Source organism: Maribacter sp. 2-571, assembly GCF_050589625.1.
GTDB lineage: Bacteria > Bacteroidota > Bacteroidia > Flavobacteriales > Flavobacteriaceae > Pelagihabitans.
Genome location: NZ_JBNGOP010000006.1, coordinates 82,758 through 103,078, shown reverse-complemented (window position 1 = coordinate 103,078; position 20,321 = coordinate 82,758). Strand labels below are relative to the sequence as shown.

Below are 20,321 nucleotides of genomic sequence, written 5' to 3'. Positions count from 1 at the left end.
TAAATACAGAACTAAACGTATGGCATCAAACAAAGTATATTGGAAAAACGAAGCGGAGCTCAATCCGAACGATTCCATTGTTGAGACGCTAAAGCAGAACGAATTTGTGGAGGAGATTCCCGTGGATGAATTCTTGGGTGATAAAGAAAATTTATCGGCTACGAATACCAATCGGAGGGATTTTTTGAAGTATGTAGGCTTTAGTACCGCGGCGGCTACGCTTGCGGCCTGTGAGGGACCTGTGGTAAAGTCCATTCCCTACGTGGTGCAACCGGATCGTATCGTTCCCGGTGTTGCGGATTATTACGCCACAACGATCGCCAATGGTTTCGACTTTGCCAGTATTCTGATAAAGACCAGGGAAGGTCGTCCGATCAAAGTAGAGAACAATGCCGATGCCAAGATCGGCGGAGGTGCCAATGCACGTGTTCAGGCGTCCGTTCTAGGCTTGTACGATAGTACGCGATTGCAAGGGCCGTTGGCCAATGGTGAGCCGGTGGAATGGGATGTGTTGGATGCTTCCGTACGTTCCAAACTAGGGTCGTTACAGGGCGGTGGAAAACAGATCGTGTTGTTGACACAGACCTATGCCAGTCCCTCAACGGAACGTTTGGTTGCCGAGTTTCGTGCCAAATATGGAAACGTAAGGCATGTTGTTTATGATGCAATATCCGAGGATGCGGCACTTACCGCATTTGAATCACGATATGGGGAACGCGCTTTGGCCGATTACGATTTTGAAAAAGCGGAATTGATCGTTTCTTTTAGTGCCGATTTTCTCAGTGATTGGCAAGGGGGCGGTTATGATAGTAGCTATGCCAAGGGAAGGGTTCCAAAAAATGGAAAAATGTCGCGCCACGTGCAGTTCGAGGCGAATATGTCATTGACCGGTGCCAACGCCGATAAGCGTGTGCCATTGTCCCCATCCATGCAGAAAATCGCCTTGGCAAAATTGTATGCCAAGCTGAACGGAACAAATGTAGGGGGCGAATTGAGTGCCGATGTAGAAAAAGCGTTGGACTCCGTAGTCGCTCAAATACGAAAAAATAAAAGCGGCGCCGTTGTCGTCAGTGGTATTGACGATGATAATGTGCAAGCCGTGGTTTTGGCCATTAACGAAATGTTGGGCAGTAAGGCATTTGATGCCGCCGCACCACGTTATGTGCGCCAGGGAAATGTCAAGCAGGTAAATACGCTTGTCGCCGATATGAAGGCGGGCAAAGTAGGAGCTTTGATTATGGACGGGGTCAACCCGATGTTCACCCTTCCGAACAGTGCCGATTTTGCCGAGGGCATTAAAAATGTTGGGCTATCCGTACTGTGTACGACCAATTATAACGAAACGGCCGAAGTAGTGCAATATGCCGCCGCTGGAAACCATTTCTTGGAATCATGGGGCGATGTCCAGATTAAAAAAGGACATTATAGCTTAGTACAGCCTACCATTCGGGAGCTTTTCGATACCCGTCAATTTCAAGGTTGCCTATTAAAATGGATGGGTAGTGAAGCTACTTATTACGACTACGTAAAACAGACCTGGACGACCTTTTTATTGAACGGTACCGATTGGAACGTAGCGTTGCACGATGGTGTGTTTGTTCCCGGGGAACAAGTGAATATAGTGGAGCAAAACATTGTAATCGTTCCTATTGAGGAAACGGAGATCGATGCTGCGGAAGTGTCCGATATCGAAACGGAATCAGTGGTCGAGGAAGTTGTTGCGGCTCCTAGGGTAAGTGCCGATAGTGCCGCAAGGGCATTGGCGAACACCAGTCCGGCGGATATGGAGCTTACTTTGTATTCCAAGGTGGGCATGGGAGATGGTCAACAGGCCGGTAATCCCTGGTTGCAAGAATTCCCTGATCCTATTACAAGGGTTTCTTGGGACAACTATATTACCGTTTCAAAAGCGGATGCCGTTGCAAAAGGTTTTGAGAACGAGAATGTGGCCAATGGCGGTTTGGACGGTAGTTATGCCAACGTTACCGTTAATGGTGTTACCGTAAACAATGTACCGGTAATCATACAGCCGGGTCAGGCAAAGGGAACCGTGGGGCTCTCTTTGGGATATGGCCGAAAAGTAGGGATGAAAACGGAAATGCAGACCGGTGTGAATGCATACCCTTTGTATCAGGATTTCAAATCCGTTCAGTCGGTAAGTATCGAAAAGGCTGCAGGAATGCATGAGTTTGCGTGCATCCAATTGCATAAAACGCTTATGGGGCGTGGCGATATCATCAAGGAAACGACCTTGGAGATATTCAATACCAAAGACCATGCAGAATGGAACGTTCAACCAGTGGTTTCACTGGATCATCAAGAAGTACCCGCTACGTCGGTAGACCTTTGGGACAGCTTCGACCGTTCCATAGGGCATCATTTTAACATGTCCATCGATTTAAATGCCTGTACAGGTTGTGGGGCATGCGTCATTGCCTGTCATGCAGAAAACAACGTACCCGTTGTCGGAAAGGCGGAAGTCCGTAAGTCGAGGGATATGCACTGGTTGCGCATCGATAGGTATTATTCGTCCGAGGAAAGTTTTGAGGCGGATAATATCAAAAAGGACGAGTTTAGCGGTCTGTCCGGAGATAACGGTTCCTTAGGCGGTTTTGGAGAGTTGGAGAATCCTTCCGCGAATCCTCAAGTGGCCTTTCAGCCGGTTATGTGCCAGCACTGTAACCACGCGCCTTGCGAAACCGTATGTCCCGTAGCGGCAACATCGCATAGCCGACAGGGACAGAACCATATGGCGTACAACCGTTGTGTCGGTACCCGATACTGCGCGAATAACTGCCCATACAAAGTGCGACGTTTTAACTGGTTCCTTTACAATAACAATGAGGAATTCGATTATCATATGAACAACGACCTTGGAAAGATGGTCGTCAATCCCGATGTCAACGTACGATCCAGAGGGGTCATCGAAAAATGTTCGATGTGTATCCAAAAAACACAGAAAACCATTTTGGATGCTAAAAGGGACGGGCGTGTTATTGAAGATGGGGAGTTCCAAACGGCCTGTTCATCGGCTTGTAGTACCGGGGCGATCATCTTTGGTGATGTGAACGATAAGGAAAGCAAGGTGTCCGAACTGGCCCAAAGCGACCGGATGTACCATTTGTTGGAGCATGTCGGTACGCAGCCGAACATATTCTATCATGTAAAGGTGAGGAATACCAACGAAGCTTAAAAGACAACCAATACAATAAAGTAAGTAACGTAATTATAATATACATCTATGGCGTCGCATTACGAAGCACCTATTAGAAGACCCTTAGTAGTCGGAGACAAAGGCTATCACGACGTAACGGTCGATATTGCCGCTCCGGTAGAAGGGAAGGCCAATAAGCACTGGTGGATAGTTTTTTCCATTGCCTTGGTGGCATTTCTTTGGGGTGTAGGCTGTATTATCTATACCATTTCAACAGGTATCGGTACCTGGGGACTGAATAAAACGGTCAACTGGGCTTGGGATATTACCAACTTTGTTTGGTGGGTAGGAATCGGGCACGCCGGTACGTTGATATCCGCGGTACTATTATTGTTCCGTCAGAAATGGAGAATGGCCATCAACAGATCGGCCGAGGCAATGACCATATTTTCGGTCGTACAGGCAGGACTGTTCCCTATCATCCACATGGGTCGGCCATGGTTGGCCTACTGGGTACTTCCGATACCCAACCAGTTCGGATCGTTATGGGTGAACTTTAACTCTCCCTTGTTATGGGACGTATTTGCGATATCGACCTATCTATCCGTATCCTTGGTGTTTTGGTGGACCGGTTTGCTCCCCGATTTTGCCATGATCCGGGATCGAGCGGTATTGCCTTTTCAGAAAAAAATCTACAGTCTTTTGAGCTTTGGATGGAGTGGGCGAGCCAAAGATTGGCAACGTTTTGAGGAAGTGTCCTTGGTATTGGCCGGTTTGGCGACACCCTTGGTGCTTTCGGTACATACCATCGTATCTTTTGACTTTGCTACCTCGGTAATACCGGGTTGGCATACGACCATTTTCCCACCGTACTTTGTTGCGGGTGCAATTTTCTCCGGATTTGCCATGGTGAACACGCTTTTGATCATCATGCGTAAAGTGTGCAGCTTGGAAGCCTATATTACGGTTCAGCATATAGAGTTGATGAATATCGTAATCATGATTACGGGATCTATAGTCGGTTGTGCCTACATTACGGAATTGTTCGTGGCTTGGTACTCCGGTGTCGAATACGAACAGTATGCGTTCCTAAACCGGGCTACCGGGCCTTACTGGTGGGCGTATTGGGCGATGATGACCTGTAACGTGTTCTCGCCACAGTTCATGTGGTTCAAAAAACTGCGTACGAGCATTATGTTCTCCTTCTTTATTTCGATTGTGGTAAACATTGGAATGTGGTTCGAACGTTTTGTGATCATCGTTACCTCGTTACACCGCGATTACTTGCCGTCTTCTTGGACAATGTTCTCGCCGACATTTGTGGATATCGGTATTTTCATCGGTACCATTGGTTTCTTCTTCGTATTGTTCCTCTTATATTCCAGAACGTTCCCTGTGATCGCTCAGGCGGAGGTGAAATCGATATTGAAATCATCCGGTGAACGTTATAAGAAATTAAGGGATTCCGGGAAACCGTTGTATACCATAGAAAAACAAAAACCGATCGCCAAAGAGGATTTGATTACCGATGATGTGCTGATGGGAGAGGTCGTGCCTACCGTAGGTGATAAGGTAGGGGTAAACGAACTGCTCGGAACGCTCGGTACCTTTGATGCGACCAAAGAGACGCCGGACGATTTGAAAAAAATCAAAGGGGTAGGTCCAAAGATGGAGGAAACCCTGAACGAAATTGGGATATATACCTATGTGCAAGTGGGCCGAATGACTTCAAAGGAGTACGATTTGTTGGATTCCTTGACCGGAGCTTTCCCCGGGCGCGCACAAAGGGACGATTGGGCCGGTCAGGCGAAACTATTAAATGCTAAAAAATAAGTATGTCAGCGAATAAAGTATTACACGCTTATTATACCGACGATGATGTATTGATGTTGGCCGTTAAAAAGGTCAAGGCGGCGAAACATCATATTGAGGAGGTATACTGTCCATTTCCGGTTCACGGACTCGACAAGGCAATGGGATTGGCCCCGACGCGGATAGCCATAACTGCTTTTCTATATGGTTGTGTAGGGTTAACGGTGGCCATCGTAATGATGAATTACATCATGATCCAGGATTGGCCACAGGATATCGGTGGAAAACCAAGCTTCAGTTATTTGGAGAACATGCCTGCCTTTGTACCGATCATGTTCGAGCTTACCGTGTTTTTTGCAGCGCATTTAATGGTAATCACATTTTACCTAAGAAGTAGGTTATGGCCATTTAAGGAAGCCGAAAACCCGGATGTAAGAACTACGGACGACCATTTTGTAATGGAAATAGAAGTTCACGATAATGAGCAAGAGCTACAGGATTTGTTGGCCGACACGGGAGCGGTAGAAATCAATATATCAGAAAAAAACAGTCATTGATTATGAACAGTTTTAAAAAAATAGGGGTCGTGACCATTTTGGTTGCCTTGTTCGCGTCTTGTAACGACAAAAGCAAGCCCAACTACCAATACATGCCGAATATGTATGAGGCGGTAGGCTATGAAACCTATCAAGAGGTTGATTTCCTTCCAAACGGACAGGAGGCAATGTTACCGGTCGAAGGAACGATTTCCAGGGGCTGGATGCCCTATGGTTTTGAGAATACCCCTGAAGGTAAGGAATTGGCACGGTTGAATGTCAGTCCGTTGGATTCGTTGCAGAGTGACGGGAATTTGGCCGCCGGAGGACAGCTATATACCATTTATTGTGCCATCTGTCACGGCGACAAAGGAAACGGTCAAGGTTGGTTGGTTAAACAAGAGAAGATTTTGGGAGTTCCCAGTTACGACGATGTTGCACGGAACATAACGGTAGGAACTACTTATCATACACTTCAGTATGGATTGAACTCCATGGGCTCTTACGCTTCCCAAATGAACAACCACGAAATGTGGCAGGTTTCGGAGTATGTGATGAAATTGAAACAAGACCTAACAAAATAAGATCTAGAACAACGATATGTACACGATTTCAAATAGATTAAAAATTGGTTCCTTTATTCTAATGGCCGTAGGGGCATTATGTATGGGAATAGGATTTATCGGTGCACCTAGTACGGAAGCCGAGGCCTTGGAGATGGTCGCCTCACATCATGACGGTCATGGAGATGGTCACGGAGCAGCTGCGGACCATGCTGCTGCTGCAGACCATGAAGCGGTAGGCCATGGTGAGGAACATGCGGCCGGCGGACATCAAATGTCGCACGGTGAACACGTATTGCACCAATTGCAAAATCGTCCTTGGGCCGCGTTGTATGTGGCCGCCTTCTTTTTCTTTATGATCGCGCTCGGGGTACTGGCCTTTTATGCCATACAGCGGGCCGCTCAGGCAGGATGGTCACCATTGCTCTTTAGGGTAATGGAGGGCATTACTTCCTATTTGGTTCCCGGAGGGATTATCATGTTCGTGATACTGGTAATGTCCGTATTGCACTGGAATCACCTGTTCGTATGGATGGATCCAGAGGTGGTGGAGCACGATGCGTTGATAAAAGGAAAATCCGGATATTTGAACGGATGGTTCTTTTTGCTTCGGGCCGCCATATTTTTAGGTGGTTGGATCTTGTACCGGGAGTACTCCAGAAAGTTATCGTTACGACAGGATGAAGCTTCCGATAATGCCAACTTTAAATTGAACTTTAGGATTTCCGCAGCCTTTTTGGTCTTTTATCTGATATCCGAATCCATGATGTCGTGGGATTGGATTATGAGTGTCGACCCACACTGGTTCAGTACGTTGTTCGGCTGGTATATTTTTGCCAGTATGTTCGTGTCCGGAATAACGGTAATCGCTATGGTGACTATCTATCTAAAGTCCAAAGGGCATTTGGAACACGTTAACGATAGTCATATCCACGATTTGGCAAAGTTCATGTTCGGGATCAGTATCTTTTGGACCTACCTATGGTTTTCCCAATTTATGTTGATATGGTATTCCAATATTCCGGAAGAGGTTACCTATTATGTAACCCGTATCGCGGATTATAAACTACCGTTCTTCGGAATGATCGCTATGAATTTCCTCTTCCCGATATTATTGCTGATGAACAGCGATTACAAACGTATCAACTGGTTCGTAATCATGGCCGGTATCGTAATTTTGGCCGGACATTATTTGGATATATTCAATGCCATCATGCCCGCTACGGTAGGTGACCAATGGTTTATTGGAATACCGGAAATCGGAGGGATATTGTTTTTTGCCGGGTTGTTCATTTTTTGGATTTTCAGGGCATTGGCAACGCAACCGTTGGAACCGAAACGGAATCCGTTTATTGAGGAAAGTAAGCATTTTCATTACTAATAAGATTAACGTACAATAGTTTAACATACGATGACGACATTAATGATATTTATTGTTCTGGTATTAGTGGGCATCGCCATTTGGCAAATGACCAAGATATTTGAGTTGACACAACTCAAAACAGAGAGCGGGGAGATTGCGAACGATACCGATAACAAGAACAACGGTTACATGTTGTTTGCCTTTTTGATATTCATTTACGGTATCACCATTTTTAGTTTTTGGAAGTATTCTAAGTTTTTACTTCCCGAAGCATCATCGGAGCACGGTGGGGAATATGATTACCTCATGTTGGTATCCTTTGTGATTATTTTTATCGTACAGACCATAACACAGGCACTACTGCATTATTTTGGATATAAATATCGTGGTAAGGAAGGGAACAAAGCGCTTTTTTATGCCGATAATGATCGTTTGGAATTTATCTGGACAATCATTCCCGTAATCGTTTTGGCGGGCTTGATCCTTTGGGGATTATACACCTGGACCAACATTATGGACGTGAACGATGAGGACGATCCGTTAATGGTGGAACTCTACGCACAACAGTTTAATTGGACCGCCCGTTACGGAGGTGAGGACAATGTACTGGGTAAGGCCAATGTTCGGATGATCGATATCGATCGGGCAAACGTAATGGGACTTGATGAGGGCGATAGCTACGCTACGGACGATGTCATTGTAAAAGAGCTGCACTTGCCCGTAGGCAGAAAGGTGAACTTTAAAATGCGATCGCAAGACGTTTTGCATTCTGCGTACATGCCGCATTTTAGGGCGCAGATGAACTGTGTGCCCGGAATGACAACCGAGTTTTCATTTACACCCATAAAAACAACAGAGGAAATCCGTAGGGATTCCGATGTTATTGAAAAGGTAAAGCGTACAAATGCCATTAGGGCGCAGCGAGCAGCCAAAGGGGAAGACAATTCGGACCCTTGGGAGTATGATTATATTTTGCTTTGCAATAAAATATGTGGTAAATCACATTACAACATGCAAATGCGCATTATTGTGGAAACGCAAGAGGAGTACGATGCCTGGATGGCATCACAAAAAACCTTCGGGGAAACCATGGCGGGAACCGCCCCTTCCTCCGAAGAAGAGACCGTGGCGGTGGCAGACTGAGTTCGCCAACCTACGGTATCAATTAAATAAGGCTATAAAGAGAAAATTATAAATTAAAAATCAAAGTTATGTCGGTAACAGCACATGCCCATGTAGACGATCACGCCCATGATGAACACCATCATCATAAGGAAACTTTTGTAACCAAGTACATCTTCAGCCAAGATCATAAGATGATCGCGAAGCAGTATTTGATTACAGGGTTGATTATGGGCTTTATCGGTATCGCAATGTCGTTATTGTTCCGAATGCAATTGGCTTGGCCTGGAGAGTCCTTTCCATTGTTCGAGGCGGTACTCGGCAAATGGGCACCCGAAGGTGTCATGGATGCCGATATTTATTTGGCACTGGTAACCATTCATGGTACCATAATGGTATTCTTTGTATTGACGGCTGGGTTGAGCGGTACGTTCAGTAACCTTTTGATTCCGTTACAAATCGGGGCACGGGATATGGCGTCCGGTTTCTTGAATATGCTTTCGTATTGGATGTTCTTCGTATCGTCCGTCATCATGGTACTCTCTCTTTTTGTAGAGGCGGGCCCTGCCGCTGCAGGTTGGACGATCTACCCACCTTTGAGCGCATTGCCCATGGCACAGCCCGGTTCCGGAATGGGAATGACCTTGTGGTTGGTGTCTATGGCCATCTTTATCGCTTCCTCACTTTTGGGATCGCTAAACTATATCGTAACGGTAATCAACCTTAGAACGAAAGGAATGTCGATGACGCGACTTCCTTTGACCATTTGGGCGTTTTTTGTTACGGCTATTATTGGTGTAATATCATTCCCGGTACTACTGTCAGCAGCATTGTTGTTGATTATGGACCGTAGTTTTGGAACGTCGTTCTTCCTTTCCGATATTTTTATACAGGGAGAAGTGTTGCATTACCAGGGAGGATCACCGGTTTTATATGAGCATTTGTTCTGGTTTTTGGGTCACCCCGAGGTATATATCGTATTGTTGCCCGCATTGGGTATTACTTCCGAAGTAATGTCTACCAATGCGCGTAAACCAATATTTGGGTACCGCGCAATGGTCGCCTCTATTTTGGCAATTGCATTTTTATCCACTATTGTTTGGGGGCACCATATGTTTATTTCCGGAATGAACCCGTTTTTGGGATCGGTGTTTACGTTTACCACCTTGTTGATAGCGATACCTTCGGCGGTAAAGGCATTTAACTATATTACTACCCTATGGAAAGGGAACTTGCAGCTGAATCCCGCGATGCTGTTTTCCATTGGTCTGGTGTCCACTTTCATTACGGGAGGACTTACCGGTATCATCCTTGGGGACAGTACGCTCGATATTAATGTACACGACACCTATTTTGTTGTTGCGCATTTTCACCTGGTAATGGGGATATCCGCACTATATGGATTGTTCGCCGGAGTATACCACTGGTTCCCTAAAATGTTCGAGGGTAAAATGTTGAATAAAAATTTGGGTTATGTACACTTCTGGGTAACCGCAATCTGTGCCTACGGGGTATTCTTCCCGATGCACTTTGTAGGTATGGCCGGCGTACCTAGGCGGTATTATCAGAACACTGCCTTCCCAATGTTTGACGAACTTACCGATGTACAGGTATTAATGACCGTATTTGCTATTATCGCAGGATTGGCACAGCTGGTGTTCGTCTACAATTTCATAAGTAGTATTTTTTACGGAAAGAAAGGACCTCAAAACCCTTGGAAGTCCAATACTTTGGAATGGACAACGCCACAGGAGCATATGCATGGCAACTGGCCAGGAGCGATTCCCGAGGTACACCGTTGGGCTTATGATTACAGTAAGGTAGACGAGAACGGGGAATACATTATACCCGGCCAGGATTTTGTGCCGCAAACGGTTCCTTTACAAGAGGATGAGGAAGAACTCAACCACTAACGTAAAGAAAATATAAAGTAAAAATGCCCAACTGAACAAGTTGGGCATTTTTATTGTTACCCCATGGTATAGGAACATTATGCCATTTCAAAGTTAAAATGGTATTATAATTTATAATATCTTTAAATGCCGTTAGCTATAGTTGTAATGTTAGGTAATCGAATGTTTTTCCCCATTTTGGGGATACTGTTACAGTTTTGCGTTGTACTGTCTCAAGAGGATTGGAGTTGAAACGGGACGGTTATAAAGATGCCTTATATGGTAGCGTGGCATAATCCAAAGTACATGTAAATGAAAAGATTGGTCGTCGTAATAATGGTGTTGCTGTGTTGTCAGACATATGCCCAGCGTAAGCCCAAAATTAAGGGTAATAGAAGTGTTGTTAGCGTTTCCGAAAGCCTCCCGCCATTTGAGGCGATAGTATTGAACGATGATTTAGATATCGTTTTACGCAAGGCAAATGAAGAAGGATACTCGATAACGGCCGACGATAATCTCATCGATGTGCTCAAGTTTAAAGTAAAGGACGGTACCTTGGAGGTAAGCTCTTTCTATAAGATTACGGGAAAGAAAAAACTGGAGATTTCGGTCGACTACGTTTCGCTGAACAGTATTGTCCTACGTGAAGGTAAAATGGAGACTACCGACATTGTTGCCGGTGATGTCGTGGAAGTGGCCATGTACGGATCTTCCAAGTTGGAGATGGGAATGGATGCGGGTCTGGTAAAAGTATTGATGGAGGGGAATAGTGCCGCCGACCTGAGCATTAAAGCCGATACCTTGGATGTAAAATTGAAAGATCGTGTGGATGTAGGAATGTATACCACTACACAAAGGAGTACCATAACAATGGAGAAGAACTCCGCCGCTACCTTGGACGGTACCACCCATATTCTTTCCGTATTGCTTTTTGACAATGCGAACCTCAAAGCCAGAAAACTGGACGCGGAAGGGGTAGAGGTTATTGCCGAGGGTTCGCCTAGTGCGAGGGTATACGCGGAGACCGATTTTGAACTGACTTCCAAAGGTTCATCAAAGACCTACCTGAGCGGGAATCCCGCAATTGAAATTTTGGAATTTATGGATACTTCACAACTGCATAAGGAAAAGTAATACTATTTCAAAGTTAAAATGGTATAAGACCGTTTCAAAGTAATAATGGTACAACCCTGCCGTTCAAGGGCTGCTCCCTACTTGTTTTATACCATTTACTTGGCAATAGGTGCGCTCATGCAATGGTCCGGAATGCCAAAACCGTCCACTAGAACCCCGATATGGGACCGTAGTTCCGTACACAACCGTTCTACGCGCTGGCGTACGGCCTTGGATTTGGTTCCGCCAATGTATCCCTGTTCCAAATACCACTCGGCATCTTTTCGAATTTCGGAAAGGGCGTACAAGGTTCCCAACTTTTGGAACAATTCCTTGTTTTTGCCATCTGAAATGTTCTCCGTGAAGTCGCAATACGTTTGGTAGGCCAGTTCAACACTGTACGCCTTTCCCAACATTAATAAATGGCTCTGTACCTTTAGGAAGGCTTGGTATGAGGGCATCCCTTTTTTGATGTAGTTACGAATACGCATGGCAAGTGTGTAGGTGAGCCTACGGGTACGGTAGTCAAAGGCATGTTTGTGAAATTTTGGATTGTACAAATGGTCCTTGTCCACTTTATTGGTATAGGCAGGGTTCATGGTATTGAACTTGTCGTTCAAACGGCTGCCCAACAATTTTAATACTGCCGTAAAACCGGCACTGTTGAATTCGGCCTTAAAATCGGAGAGCACCCCTTTGGCCGCCAGTTGCAGCAATACATTATTGTCCCCTTCAAAGGTGGTGAAAATATCGACATCGCCCTTCAGATCGGCAATTCGGTTCTCGATCAAGTATCCTTTTCCGCCACATGCCTCCCTACATTCCTGTATGGCATCGTTGGCATACCAGGTAATGATCGATTTTAGACCGGCTACCTGGGTCTCCACCTTTCGCTTGTCCGGTTGGGAATCGTCACAGTAGACCGCCATCATTTTATCGAGGGTAATCTGATACACGTAGGCACTTGCCACCAAGGGGGTCAATCGCAACTGATGTGATGGATAATCCATCAACAGATCTTCCTGTACCTTGATGCTGTCATTGAACTGCCTTCTTTTTAAGGCGTGTTTTACGGCAACGGCCAAGGCCATTTTAGCGCCACCCAAACCCGCTCGGGCCACGCAAATGCGTCCGCCGACTAAAGTGCCCAACATGGTGAAAAATCGTTTGTTCGGGTTTTTGATTTCCGAATAGTAGGTCCCCGCTTCGGTTATGTTACCATATTTGTTCAACAGGTTTTCTCGCGGTACCGAAACCTGATCGAACCATATTTTACCATTGTCCACTCCGTTAAGTCCGAGTTTGTATCCGTTGTCCTCGACCCTGACACCGGGGAGCAGTTGGTGATCGGCATCCCGCAAGGGTACCAATATGGCATGCACGCCTTCATTTTTTCCGTCAACGATCAATTGCGCAAATACCGATGCCATTTTGGAATGCAGCGCATTACCGATATACTCCTTGTTGTCATTTTTTCCTGGGGTATGGATAATGATACTGTCAGTGCCCTTATCGTAAACGGCGGTCGTTTTAATTCCGCGAACATTGGAACCGTGTCCCGTTTCGGTCATGGCAAAACAACCCAATAACTTGGCTTCCCCGGTTTTTTGTAAATACCGGTCGTGGTGTTTCTTGGTCCCCAACTTCTGTATACTGCCGCCAAACAGTCCGAACTGAACACCAAATTTGATGGTGAGGCTACCATCAACATACATCATATTTTCAAAAATGGTGGCATAACCTTCCATGTCCATGGCACCTCCGTAAGCTTCGGGGTAGGCCATGGCCCCGTATCCTTTGTAGGCCAAAAATTGCACCTGTTTTAATACGACTTCCCGAAACTCCTCCTTGGTCCGATGAATGTCCCATTTAAAAATAGGGTCGTCAAGCACGGCACGGAAGGTATCGATTACATTTGCATGCTTCCCTTTCAAGAGGATGTCGATTTCTTTTGCGTCATAGAAATTGGAAGTGACCTCATGGGTTACTGCCACATCGAACAAATGATTATAGTGATTGGGTTGTATGCCCAAGTTGACCTCTATATGTTTAAGCTGTTCGTTAAACGGGCACTGTGCTTCGTAATGGCAGACCACGTTTTGGCTAAAAGTGGCCAAGGGATAGGTATCACGCTCCACCAAATGCACTTTGGAATTGCTTATCAGTTGCTTCCATTGCTTTTGTTCCGTATCGGACGGTGGCCGGTTTACGTCCAGCAGTCCGTTCAAGGTTTTACGGTCCGCCGGGTCAAGGGAGCTGTCCTCGCCTATGGCTTTTTGAACTACGTTCAGTTCCGAGGCCGATACCAGGTTATCGGACCATATCACATAGAAAAAAGGGATGTATTGTAAAACGCCGGGAGAGTAAGTACTTTTTTTCATTCGTGTATTTTATGTGAATGGCAGGTTTCCGTTTTTCAGATGGGTTTACCGGTAAAATCAGTGTTGGTCTTGCCCTGTCTGAATTTACGAATTTTATGCGTAAGCAAGGTGCCCGTACTTTACAACGTTCGGCAGCGGAACTTGGTATACATTGCCCCTTTATAACTATCGCTATTTCCAGTATATTTGTAAGGATGAATGAACATTTAGACCCGACTACGGAAGGCTTTTCCAACGAAGAATTCGATATCGAAAGAGCGTTGAGACCAATAACGTTTGACGACTTTACCGGTCAAGAACAGGTGTTGGAAAACTTAAAGGTTTTTGTTCAGGCGGCCAACCAACGTGGTGAGGCCTTGGACCATACCTTGTTCCACGGACCTCCCGGCTTGGGAAAGACCACCTTGGCCCACATTTTGGCCAACGAACTGGGCGTGGGCATAAAAATCACTTCGGGTCCGGTGTTGGACAAGCCCGGTGATCTTGCCGGGCTGTTGACCAACCTTGACGAACGTGATGTATTGTTTATCGACGAGATCCACCGTTTGAGTCCGGTCGTAGAAGAGTATTTGTATTCGGCCATGGAGGACTATAAAATTGATATTATGATCGAAACGGGACCCAATGCGCGCTCCGTGCAGATCAACCTACATCCTTTTACGTTGATCGGGGCCACTACGCGCTCCGGGTTGCTTACGGCCCCCATGCGGGCCCGTTTTGGGATTCAAAGCCGTTTGCAGTACTATTCTACCGAATTGTTGTCCACCATTGTGGAACGTAGTGCCGAAATATTAAAAGTGCCCATTACCAATGAGGCGGCTATTGAAATCGCTGGGCGGAGCCGAGGTACACCGCGAATTTGCAACGCGTTGTTGCGAAGGGTACGCGATTTTGCACAGATTAAGGGAGATGGAAATATTGATATGGCTATTTCAAAATTTAGTCTGAAAGCGCTGAATGTTGATGCGCACGGTCTGGACGAAATGGACAATAAGATTTTGACCACCATCATCGACAAATTTAAAGGAGGCCCGGTCGGCATTACCACCTTGGCCACCGCCGTTTCGGAAAGTTCGGAAACCATAGAGGAAGTGTACGAACCCTTTTTGATCCAACAAGGGTTTATCATGCGCACCCCAAGGGGTCGGGAAGTGACCGAGTTGGCCTACAAACATTTGGGCAGGATCAAGGGAGGAACCCAACCTGGACTTTTTTAATACCGCTTCAATATATAAAGGTAGTTTATGAAAAAGTTGTCCACTTTTAAAACAACACCTACCAAAATATCCCCCACTATGCAAAAACCCTTGGTTTCGGTATCCCAATTAACGGTTTTCAAAAACCGGAAACGCATTTTATCCAATCCGTTGCCCTTTCACAATGAGAATTTTGAGAAGTACGGGGACACCTTTATGGTAAACATCGGGATGGGCAACAAGGTGGTTTTTACCCGCAACGCGACTACCATCAAACACATTTTGCAGAAAAACCAAAAGAACTATCATAAGTCTTCCTTGCAGACAAAAGACCTAGCCAAATATATCGGTAGGGGACTCTTGACCTCTAACGGAGAATTCTGGCGGGTACACCGCAGAATGGTACAACCCGCATTTCACAAAAAAAAGTTGGAAGGGCTGTTGGGAATGATGCTGGAAGCCATAACGGAAGAATTGTCCGAAGTGCCTACCGGAAAACCGATGAACGTATTTCCGCTTATGGGCGATTTGGCATTTCAAGTAGTGGCAAAATCGCTTTTTAGTGCCGGGGACATTCGGGCGCGAATGCGTAAACTACAGGACATTACCACCACCAATCAAAAAATGTTGATCAAGGAGATGCGGCAACCCTATCTGAAATGGTGGTTTCAACTTACGGGAGCGATCAATCATCATTTGGAACTTTCCAAGGATGCGCAGCACCTATTGAACGAGATCATACAGGAACGTGTCGATTCCGATACGGAGAAAGACGACCTGCTGGATATGTTGTTGCAAGCGCGATACGAAGATGGTACGCCCATGCCGCGAAAACAGTTGATCGATGAAGTATTGATCTTATTTACCGCGGGGCACGAAACCACTGCAAATACCTTAAGTTTTACCCTGTTTTTGTTGGCCAAACATCCCGAAATCCAAGAAAAACTGTACAACGAGGCCAAGGAAACGGATTTTGAAAATGGAGACCTGATGGCCAGTTTAGGGGCGTTGCCCTTTACCAAACAATGCATCGAGGAATCGATGCGACTGTATCCGCCGGTATATGTGATCGACAGGGTGAGTTTGGATGATGACACCATTGACGGACATCATTTTAAAAAACGGACCGTTTGGTTGATGAGTATTTACGAGCTGCACCGGCATACCGAATTTTGGGAAAATCCTGATGATTTTCGACCGGAGCGCTTCCACGTATCCAATAAAAAGGACTTTTCGGATTACTATTTTCCGTTCGGTGCCGGACCGCGCATGTGCGTGGGCAACAATTTTGCGATGTACGAAATGATCATGACCGTAGCTATTTTGGTGAAAAAGTTTCGGCTCTCCACCTCCTTGGACGAAGTGGTGCTAAATCCATTGATTTCCCTAAAGCCCGAAAGTGTACCGGTGAAATTTGAGCCTAGGGAATAGGGGAAGTTGAAGTGTCAAGTTCAAGCTCAAATATCAAATATCAAATTCAAAACTAGAATTGCCACTAACCACTTTTTACCAACTACTAACCACTAACCATTGTTAATTACTAATTGTTCATTGTTCATTGAAAAAAGACCGCTTCGCTGAAGGAACAAGGAGAAAAGACGAGTTCAAGTGTCAAATACAAATACAAAAATCAAATTCAAGCTCAAATATTAAATTCAAAACTAGAATTGCTCCTAACCACTTTTTACCAATTACTTTTTACTAACCACTAACCACTGTTAATTGCTAATTGTTCATTGTTAATTGAAAAATACCGCTACGCTGAAAGAGTACAGATGAAGAGACCATACCACCAAATAACAAACGTCCTGTCAGTCCGAGCCTGTCGAGGACCGGGCCAAGATGTTTTTAGAAGTGCTTGTAGGGACAAGTTCACTACGTTTTGTTTCACCTCCTGAGCATGTGCATTACTTCAAAATCGCATTTTCATCGGAAAACTTCCGATAACTAAAATAAATCGCGGCGATTGCAAAAGCGACCAGTGAGAGCAGAATGGCAACATACTGCAGCATGTCGATAGTGCCCGCCATGATATCTTTTACGCCTAGCCCGATATTCAATACCGGTATGGGTACGGTAGCCCAGGTAAGTTCGATGCCCGGCATCATGGCTAGCACCAATGGAATGATGATGAGCATGATGATGGGGGTCGCTTTACTTTGGGCCTCTTTAAACGTTGAGGCGCCCGCAACCAAAGCAATAATAAAACCGGCCAGAAACAAGGCGAACGGAATCAGCAACAGCATGATCATGGTTACGGATTGAAAAGAGAGCATCTCATTGAGGGCCGTCTTAAAAGTATCGGGAATGTCGGAAATCAGTTTGAGGCCGACAATAAGTCCAATAAGGTTCAACAGTGCAGGGACGAAACCTAGAATGGACGCCACAATGGCCTTGCCCAAGAGTACCTTAAATTTGGAAATGGGTAGGGATAGCGTGGTTTCTATGGTCTTGCGTTCTTTCTCTCCCGTAACCAGGTCTATGGCCGCCAACAAACAGCCACCCCACATGGTCAAGATAAAAAGGTAAGGGATAAAGCCACCGATACGTTTTCCGATAAGCTCTTTCTGTTCGCTCACCTCAATATAATTTTCTTTAAAGGGAGTCATTTTCGCAATGGGAATCTGCAATTGTGCAATACGCCCTTCCCTTAATCCGGCATTATAGGTTTCCAACATAGCGGTCACCCTTTGGTTAACGTTCTCTTTGGTTCCGTTACGGTATATGGCGACGGAAGCAGTGGCCAGACTATCCATTTGCCGTTTCCAATCCGCAGGAAAAACAACTGAGGTCTGTATGGAATCGTCGGCGATCAGGGTCTTAAAATCGATGGATTCGTCGTAGTGTGTAATGCGGTTCAACGTGTCTTTTTTAACAAGGGTCACAAAATCCTGTGGAGCGTTTACCAAACCAATTTTTACGGTCTTTCGGCTTTCGCTCTTGCTGATCATTTTGGTGACCTTGAACACCCCGAACAACAAAATGGGAACCAAGAGCGTAGGCAGCACAATGGAATTGATAATCGTCTTTTTGTCCCTTAACAGTTCCGAGAGTTCTTTTTTTATAATAAGTAGTAAATCGTTCATGGTCTAAGATCGGTTAATACGGTTAATGAACTCTTGGGTGAGATTGTCGGCCTGCATGTCATTTTTAAACGCGTCAAAAGAGTCGTTATAAATGATGGCTCCTTTATTGATAATTGCCAGATCGTCGCACAAGAGGTCCACCTCGCTCATAATGTGGGAGGAAAAGATCACGGTCTTGTTGTTGGCCTTGGATTCCCGGATCAAATCGATAATACTATCGGCGGTGATGACATCGAGTCCGGAAGTAGGTTCGTCGAATATGAGAACCTCGGGGTCGTGGATCAATGTTCTGGCAATGGACACTTTTTGTTTCATACCGGTACTCATCTGGCCCGCCCTTTTTTTACGGAAGGCGTTAATGCCCAGCTTTTCGAACAAATACTCTTTTCGTTCTTGCAGTTGTGCTGCGGGCAACTTATAAATTTTCCCAAAAAAATCGATGGTTTCGTCGGGGTTCAAACGTTCGTACAATCCGGTAGAACCTGTTAGAAAACCGATCCTTTTTTTGATTTCGTCCGCTCCATTGGAAAGGGACACACCATCGACCGTTGCGGTACCCGAAGTGGGGTCGATAATTCCGGCGATCATTCTTAAGGTGGTGGTTTTGCCCGCGCCGTTGGGCCCTAACAATGAAAAAATTCTTCCGGGACGACAGGTAAAGGAAATGTCGTCCACGGCATTTACCGTAACGGTCTCTTTTTTAAATCCCTTACCACTTTTTAGTTGGAAGGATTTGGTCAGGTTTTTAATTTCAATCATATATTATCGCTATTGGCTACCTTCCGTTAGTAGTCAAAAATGAGAATTGTTACAGCTTTCCGTTGTTTTTTAATGCATGAAAGAACTTTTCCAAAAGCCATAGGTGTATTTTTCAGGCAATAGAACTAGCTGTCAGTCGCTGGAAACTAGTATTCCGAAGTTCTAGGAGCGATCTTGGGTACTATGGATAAAAGGAGCGGACCGATATCAAGATCAAAAAGGTATCTTTGGGCAACGTTAAAATGGTATTACTTGGGTAGCCCTTGGCCCAGCTGTGGTACTGAATTGGTGATAGGTTTGGTGCCTACCTCCAACTTGGCTGGCGATGGGTTAAGAAAAAGTCCCTCAACGATAATTTGAGTTTAAAAGAAAAACATACGCAACTGATCAAAACCGAGGCAAAACGGCTTGGGTTTTTGTCCTGTGGTATTTCCAAAGCCGATTTTTTGGAGGAAGAGGCCCCGAGATTGGAAAAATGGCTGGAGAAAAATATGCATGGAGAAATGGGGTACATGGAAAACCATTTCGATAAAAGGCTCGATCCGCGCTTGCTGGTAGATGGCGCAAAATCCGTTATTTCGGTCTTGTTGAATTACTATCCGGAGGCATCACCGGAAACGGAGAATTACAAGATTTCCAAATATGCCTACGGGCAGGATTACCACCATGTGATCAAATCGAAACTGCGCCAATTACAGGAATTCATTAGCGAAGCCATCGGGGAAGTGAACGGGCGGGCTTTCGTGGATTCCGCACCGGTATTGGACAAGGCCTGGGCCGCCAAAAGCGGACTGGGTTGGGTCGGAAAACACAGTAACCTGCTAACGCAACAAGTAGGATCGTTCTATTTTATCGCCGAACTGATTGTGGATTTGGAGCTGGCGTACGATGCCCCTGTAACCGACCACTGTGGCACTTGTACCGCTTGTATCGATGCCTGCCCTACCGAGGCGATTACCGAACCCTACGTGGTGGATGGTAGCAAATGCATCTCCTATTTTACTATCGAACTGAAAAGTAGTATTCCTGGGGAATTTAAGGGAAGTTTTGACGATTGGATGTTCGGTTGCGATGTCTGCCAGGATGTTTGCCCTTGGAACCGTTTTTCAAAACCCCATCAAGAACCGCTTTTTGATCCCCACCCGGAATTGCTTTCCATGTCCAAAAAAGATTGGGAAGAAATCACCCGTGATGTCTTTCAGAAGGTCTTCAAAAAATCCGCGGTCAAGCGAACAAAGTTCGAAGGACTCCAAAGAAATATCGATTTTTTAAAAAAGTAATACCATTTTTACTTGGGTAATGTTACGTTAGAAATGGTATCATGTTTCCTTATGGCTTCAAAAA

General features: G+C 45.5%; 14 protein-coding genes. 11 read left to right on the top strand and 3 right to left on the bottom strand.

Translation table 11 applies throughout. The features are described from left to right. Positions 1–19 precede the first annotated feature (19 nt). The 8 genes from ACRD7P_RS06400 (at position 20) to ACRD7P_RS06365 (ending at position 11,576) form a co-directional block, all read left to right on the top strand. A complete protein-coding gene (locus ACRD7P_RS06400; RefSeq protein WP_430906702.1) occupies positions 20–3,193 on the top strand; it encodes a TAT-variant-translocated molybdopterin oxidoreductase in 3,174 nt (1,057 codons plus the stop codon). A gap of 48 nt (positions 3,194–3,241) precedes the next feature. Next, complete coding sequence (gene nrfD / locus ACRD7P_RS06395; RefSeq protein ID WP_430906701.1) at positions 3,242–4,987, top strand: NrfD/PsrC family molybdoenzyme membrane anchor subunit; 1,746 nt, start codon at positions 3,242–3,244, stop codon at positions 4,985–4,987. A gap of 2 nt (positions 4,988–4,989) precedes the next feature. Then, positions 4,990–5,523, top strand: a complete 534-nt coding sequence (locus tag ACRD7P_RS06390; protein WP_430906700.1) for a DUF3341 domain-containing protein — start codon at positions 4,990–4,992, stop codon at positions 5,521–5,523. A gap of 2 nt (positions 5,524–5,525) precedes the next feature. Further along, positions 5,526–6,086: a c-type cytochrome gene (locus ACRD7P_RS06385; protein ID WP_430906699.1), complete on the top strand. Its 561-nt coding sequence runs from the start codon at positions 5,526–5,528 to the stop codon at positions 6,084–6,086. Positions 6,087–6,102: 16 nt separating this feature from the next. Continuing rightward, the gene (locus ACRD7P_RS06380; RefSeq protein ID WP_430906698.1) at positions 6,103–7,446 is read left to right on the top strand and encodes a quinol:cytochrome C oxidoreductase; all 1,344 of its coding nucleotides are present in this window, start codon (positions 6,103–6,105) and stop codon (positions 7,444–7,446) included. 30 nt (positions 7,447–7,476) lie between these two features. Then, positions 7,477–8,571, top strand: coding sequence for a cytochrome c oxidase subunit II (locus tag ACRD7P_RS06375; RefSeq protein WP_430906697.1), 1,095 nt, complete (start codon positions 7,477–7,479; stop codon positions 8,569–8,571). A gap of 68 nt (positions 8,572–8,639) precedes the next feature. Then, positions 8,640–10,463, top strand: a complete 1,824-nt coding sequence (locus ACRD7P_RS06370; protein WP_430906696.1) for a cytochrome c oxidase subunit I — start codon at positions 8,640–8,642, stop codon at positions 10,461–10,463. A gap of 291 nt (positions 10,464–10,754) precedes the next feature. Continuing rightward, a complete protein-coding gene (locus tag ACRD7P_RS06365) occupies positions 10,755–11,576 on the top strand; it encodes a GIN domain-containing protein (protein WP_430906695.1) in 822 nt (273 codons plus the stop codon). A gap of 95 nt (positions 11,577–11,671) precedes the next feature. Here ACRD7P_RS06365 and ACRD7P_RS06360 read toward each other — a convergent pair whose 3' ends face one another. After that, entirely contained in the window at positions 11,672–13,936 is a 2,265-nt protein-coding gene (locus tag ACRD7P_RS06360) for an acyl-CoA dehydrogenase (RefSeq protein WP_430906693.1), read from the bottom strand. A 194-nt stretch (positions 13,937–14,130) separates the two neighbouring features. Here ACRD7P_RS06360 and ruvB point away from each other — a divergent pair, with 194 nt between their 5' ends. Together ruvB and ACRD7P_RS06350 are read left to right on the top strand one after the other, a co-directional pair. After that, positions 14,131–15,153, top strand: coding sequence for a Holliday junction branch migration DNA helicase RuvB (ruvB, locus tag ACRD7P_RS06355; RefSeq protein ID WP_430906692.1), 1,023 nt, complete (start codon positions 14,131–14,133; stop codon positions 15,151–15,153). A gap of 78 nt (positions 15,154–15,231) precedes the next feature. Beyond that, on the top strand, positions 15,232–16,563 hold the full coding sequence (locus ACRD7P_RS06350) for a cytochrome P450 (protein ID WP_430906691.1): 1,332 nt from the start codon (positions 15,232–15,234) through the stop codon (positions 16,561–16,563). A gap of 476 nt (positions 16,564–17,039) precedes the next feature. Here ACRD7P_RS06350 and ACRD7P_RS06345 read toward each other — a convergent pair whose 3' ends face one another. Then, entirely contained in the window at positions 17,040–18,218 is a 1,179-nt protein-coding gene (locus ACRD7P_RS06345; protein ID WP_430906690.1) for an ABC transporter permease, read from the bottom strand. A gap of 3 nt (positions 18,219–18,221) precedes the next feature. Then, positions 18,222–18,977 (bottom strand): ABC transporter ATP-binding protein, encoded by a 756-nt coding sequence (locus tag ACRD7P_RS06340; RefSeq protein ID WP_430906689.1) that lies wholly within the window; start codon positions 18,975–18,977, stop codon positions 18,222–18,224. A gap of 356 nt (positions 18,978–19,333) precedes the next feature. Between ACRD7P_RS06340 and queG the strand changes: the two genes are divergently transcribed. Further along, entirely contained in the window at positions 19,334–20,257 is a 924-nt protein-coding gene (gene queG, locus ACRD7P_RS06335; RefSeq protein WP_430906688.1) for a tRNA epoxyqueuosine(34) reductase QueG, read from the top strand. Positions 20,258–20,321: the final 64 nt, after the last annotated feature.

What these genes read in the sequence shown, in the direction of transcription:
- ACRD7P_RS06350 (WP_430906691.1), top strand. Translation starts at nt 15,232, where the DNA reads ATGCAAAAACCCTTGGTTTCGGTATCCCAATTAACGGTTTTCAAAAAC.
- ruvB (WP_430906692.1), top strand. Translation starts at nt 14,131, where the DNA reads ATGAATGAACATTTAGACCCGACTACGGAAGGCTTTTCCAACGAAGAA.
- ACRD7P_RS06390 (WP_430906700.1), top strand. Translation starts at nt 4,990, where the DNA reads ATGTCAGCGAATAAAGTATTACACGCTTATTATACCGACGATGATGTA.
- ACRD7P_RS06365 (WP_430906695.1), top strand. Translation starts at nt 10,755, where the DNA reads ATGAAAAGATTGGTCGTCGTAATAATGGTGTTGCTGTGTTGTCAGACA.
- ACRD7P_RS06375 (WP_430906697.1), top strand. Translation starts at nt 7,477, where the DNA reads ATGACGACATTAATGATATTTATTGTTCTGGTATTAGTGGGCATCGCC.
- ACRD7P_RS06380 (WP_430906698.1), top strand. Translation starts at nt 6,103, where the DNA reads ATGTACACGATTTCAAATAGATTAAAAATTGGTTCCTTTATTCTAATG.
- ACRD7P_RS06360 (WP_430906693.1), bottom strand. Translation starts at nt 13,936, where the DNA reads ATGAAAAAAAGTACTTACTCTCCCGGCGTTTTACAATACATCCCTTTT.
- ACRD7P_RS06370 (WP_430906696.1), top strand. Translation starts at nt 8,640, where the DNA reads ATGTCGGTAACAGCACATGCCCATGTAGACGATCACGCCCATGATGAA.
- ACRD7P_RS06385 (WP_430906699.1), top strand. Translation starts at nt 5,526, where the DNA reads ATGAACAGTTTTAAAAAAATAGGGGTCGTGACCATTTTGGTTGCCTTG.
- ACRD7P_RS06340 (WP_430906689.1), bottom strand. Translation starts at nt 18,977, where the DNA reads ATGATTGAAATTAAAAACCTGACCAAATCCTTCCAACTAAAAAGTGGT.
- nrfD (WP_430906701.1), top strand. Translation starts at nt 3,242, where the DNA reads ATGGCGTCGCATTACGAAGCACCTATTAGAAGACCCTTAGTAGTCGGA.
- ACRD7P_RS06400 (WP_430906702.1), top strand. Translation starts at nt 20, where the DNA reads ATGGCATCAAACAAAGTATATTGGAAAAACGAAGCGGAGCTCAATCCG.
- ACRD7P_RS06345 (WP_430906690.1), bottom strand. Translation starts at nt 18,218, where the DNA reads ATGAACGATTTACTACTTATTATAAAAAAAGAACTCTCGGAACTGTTA.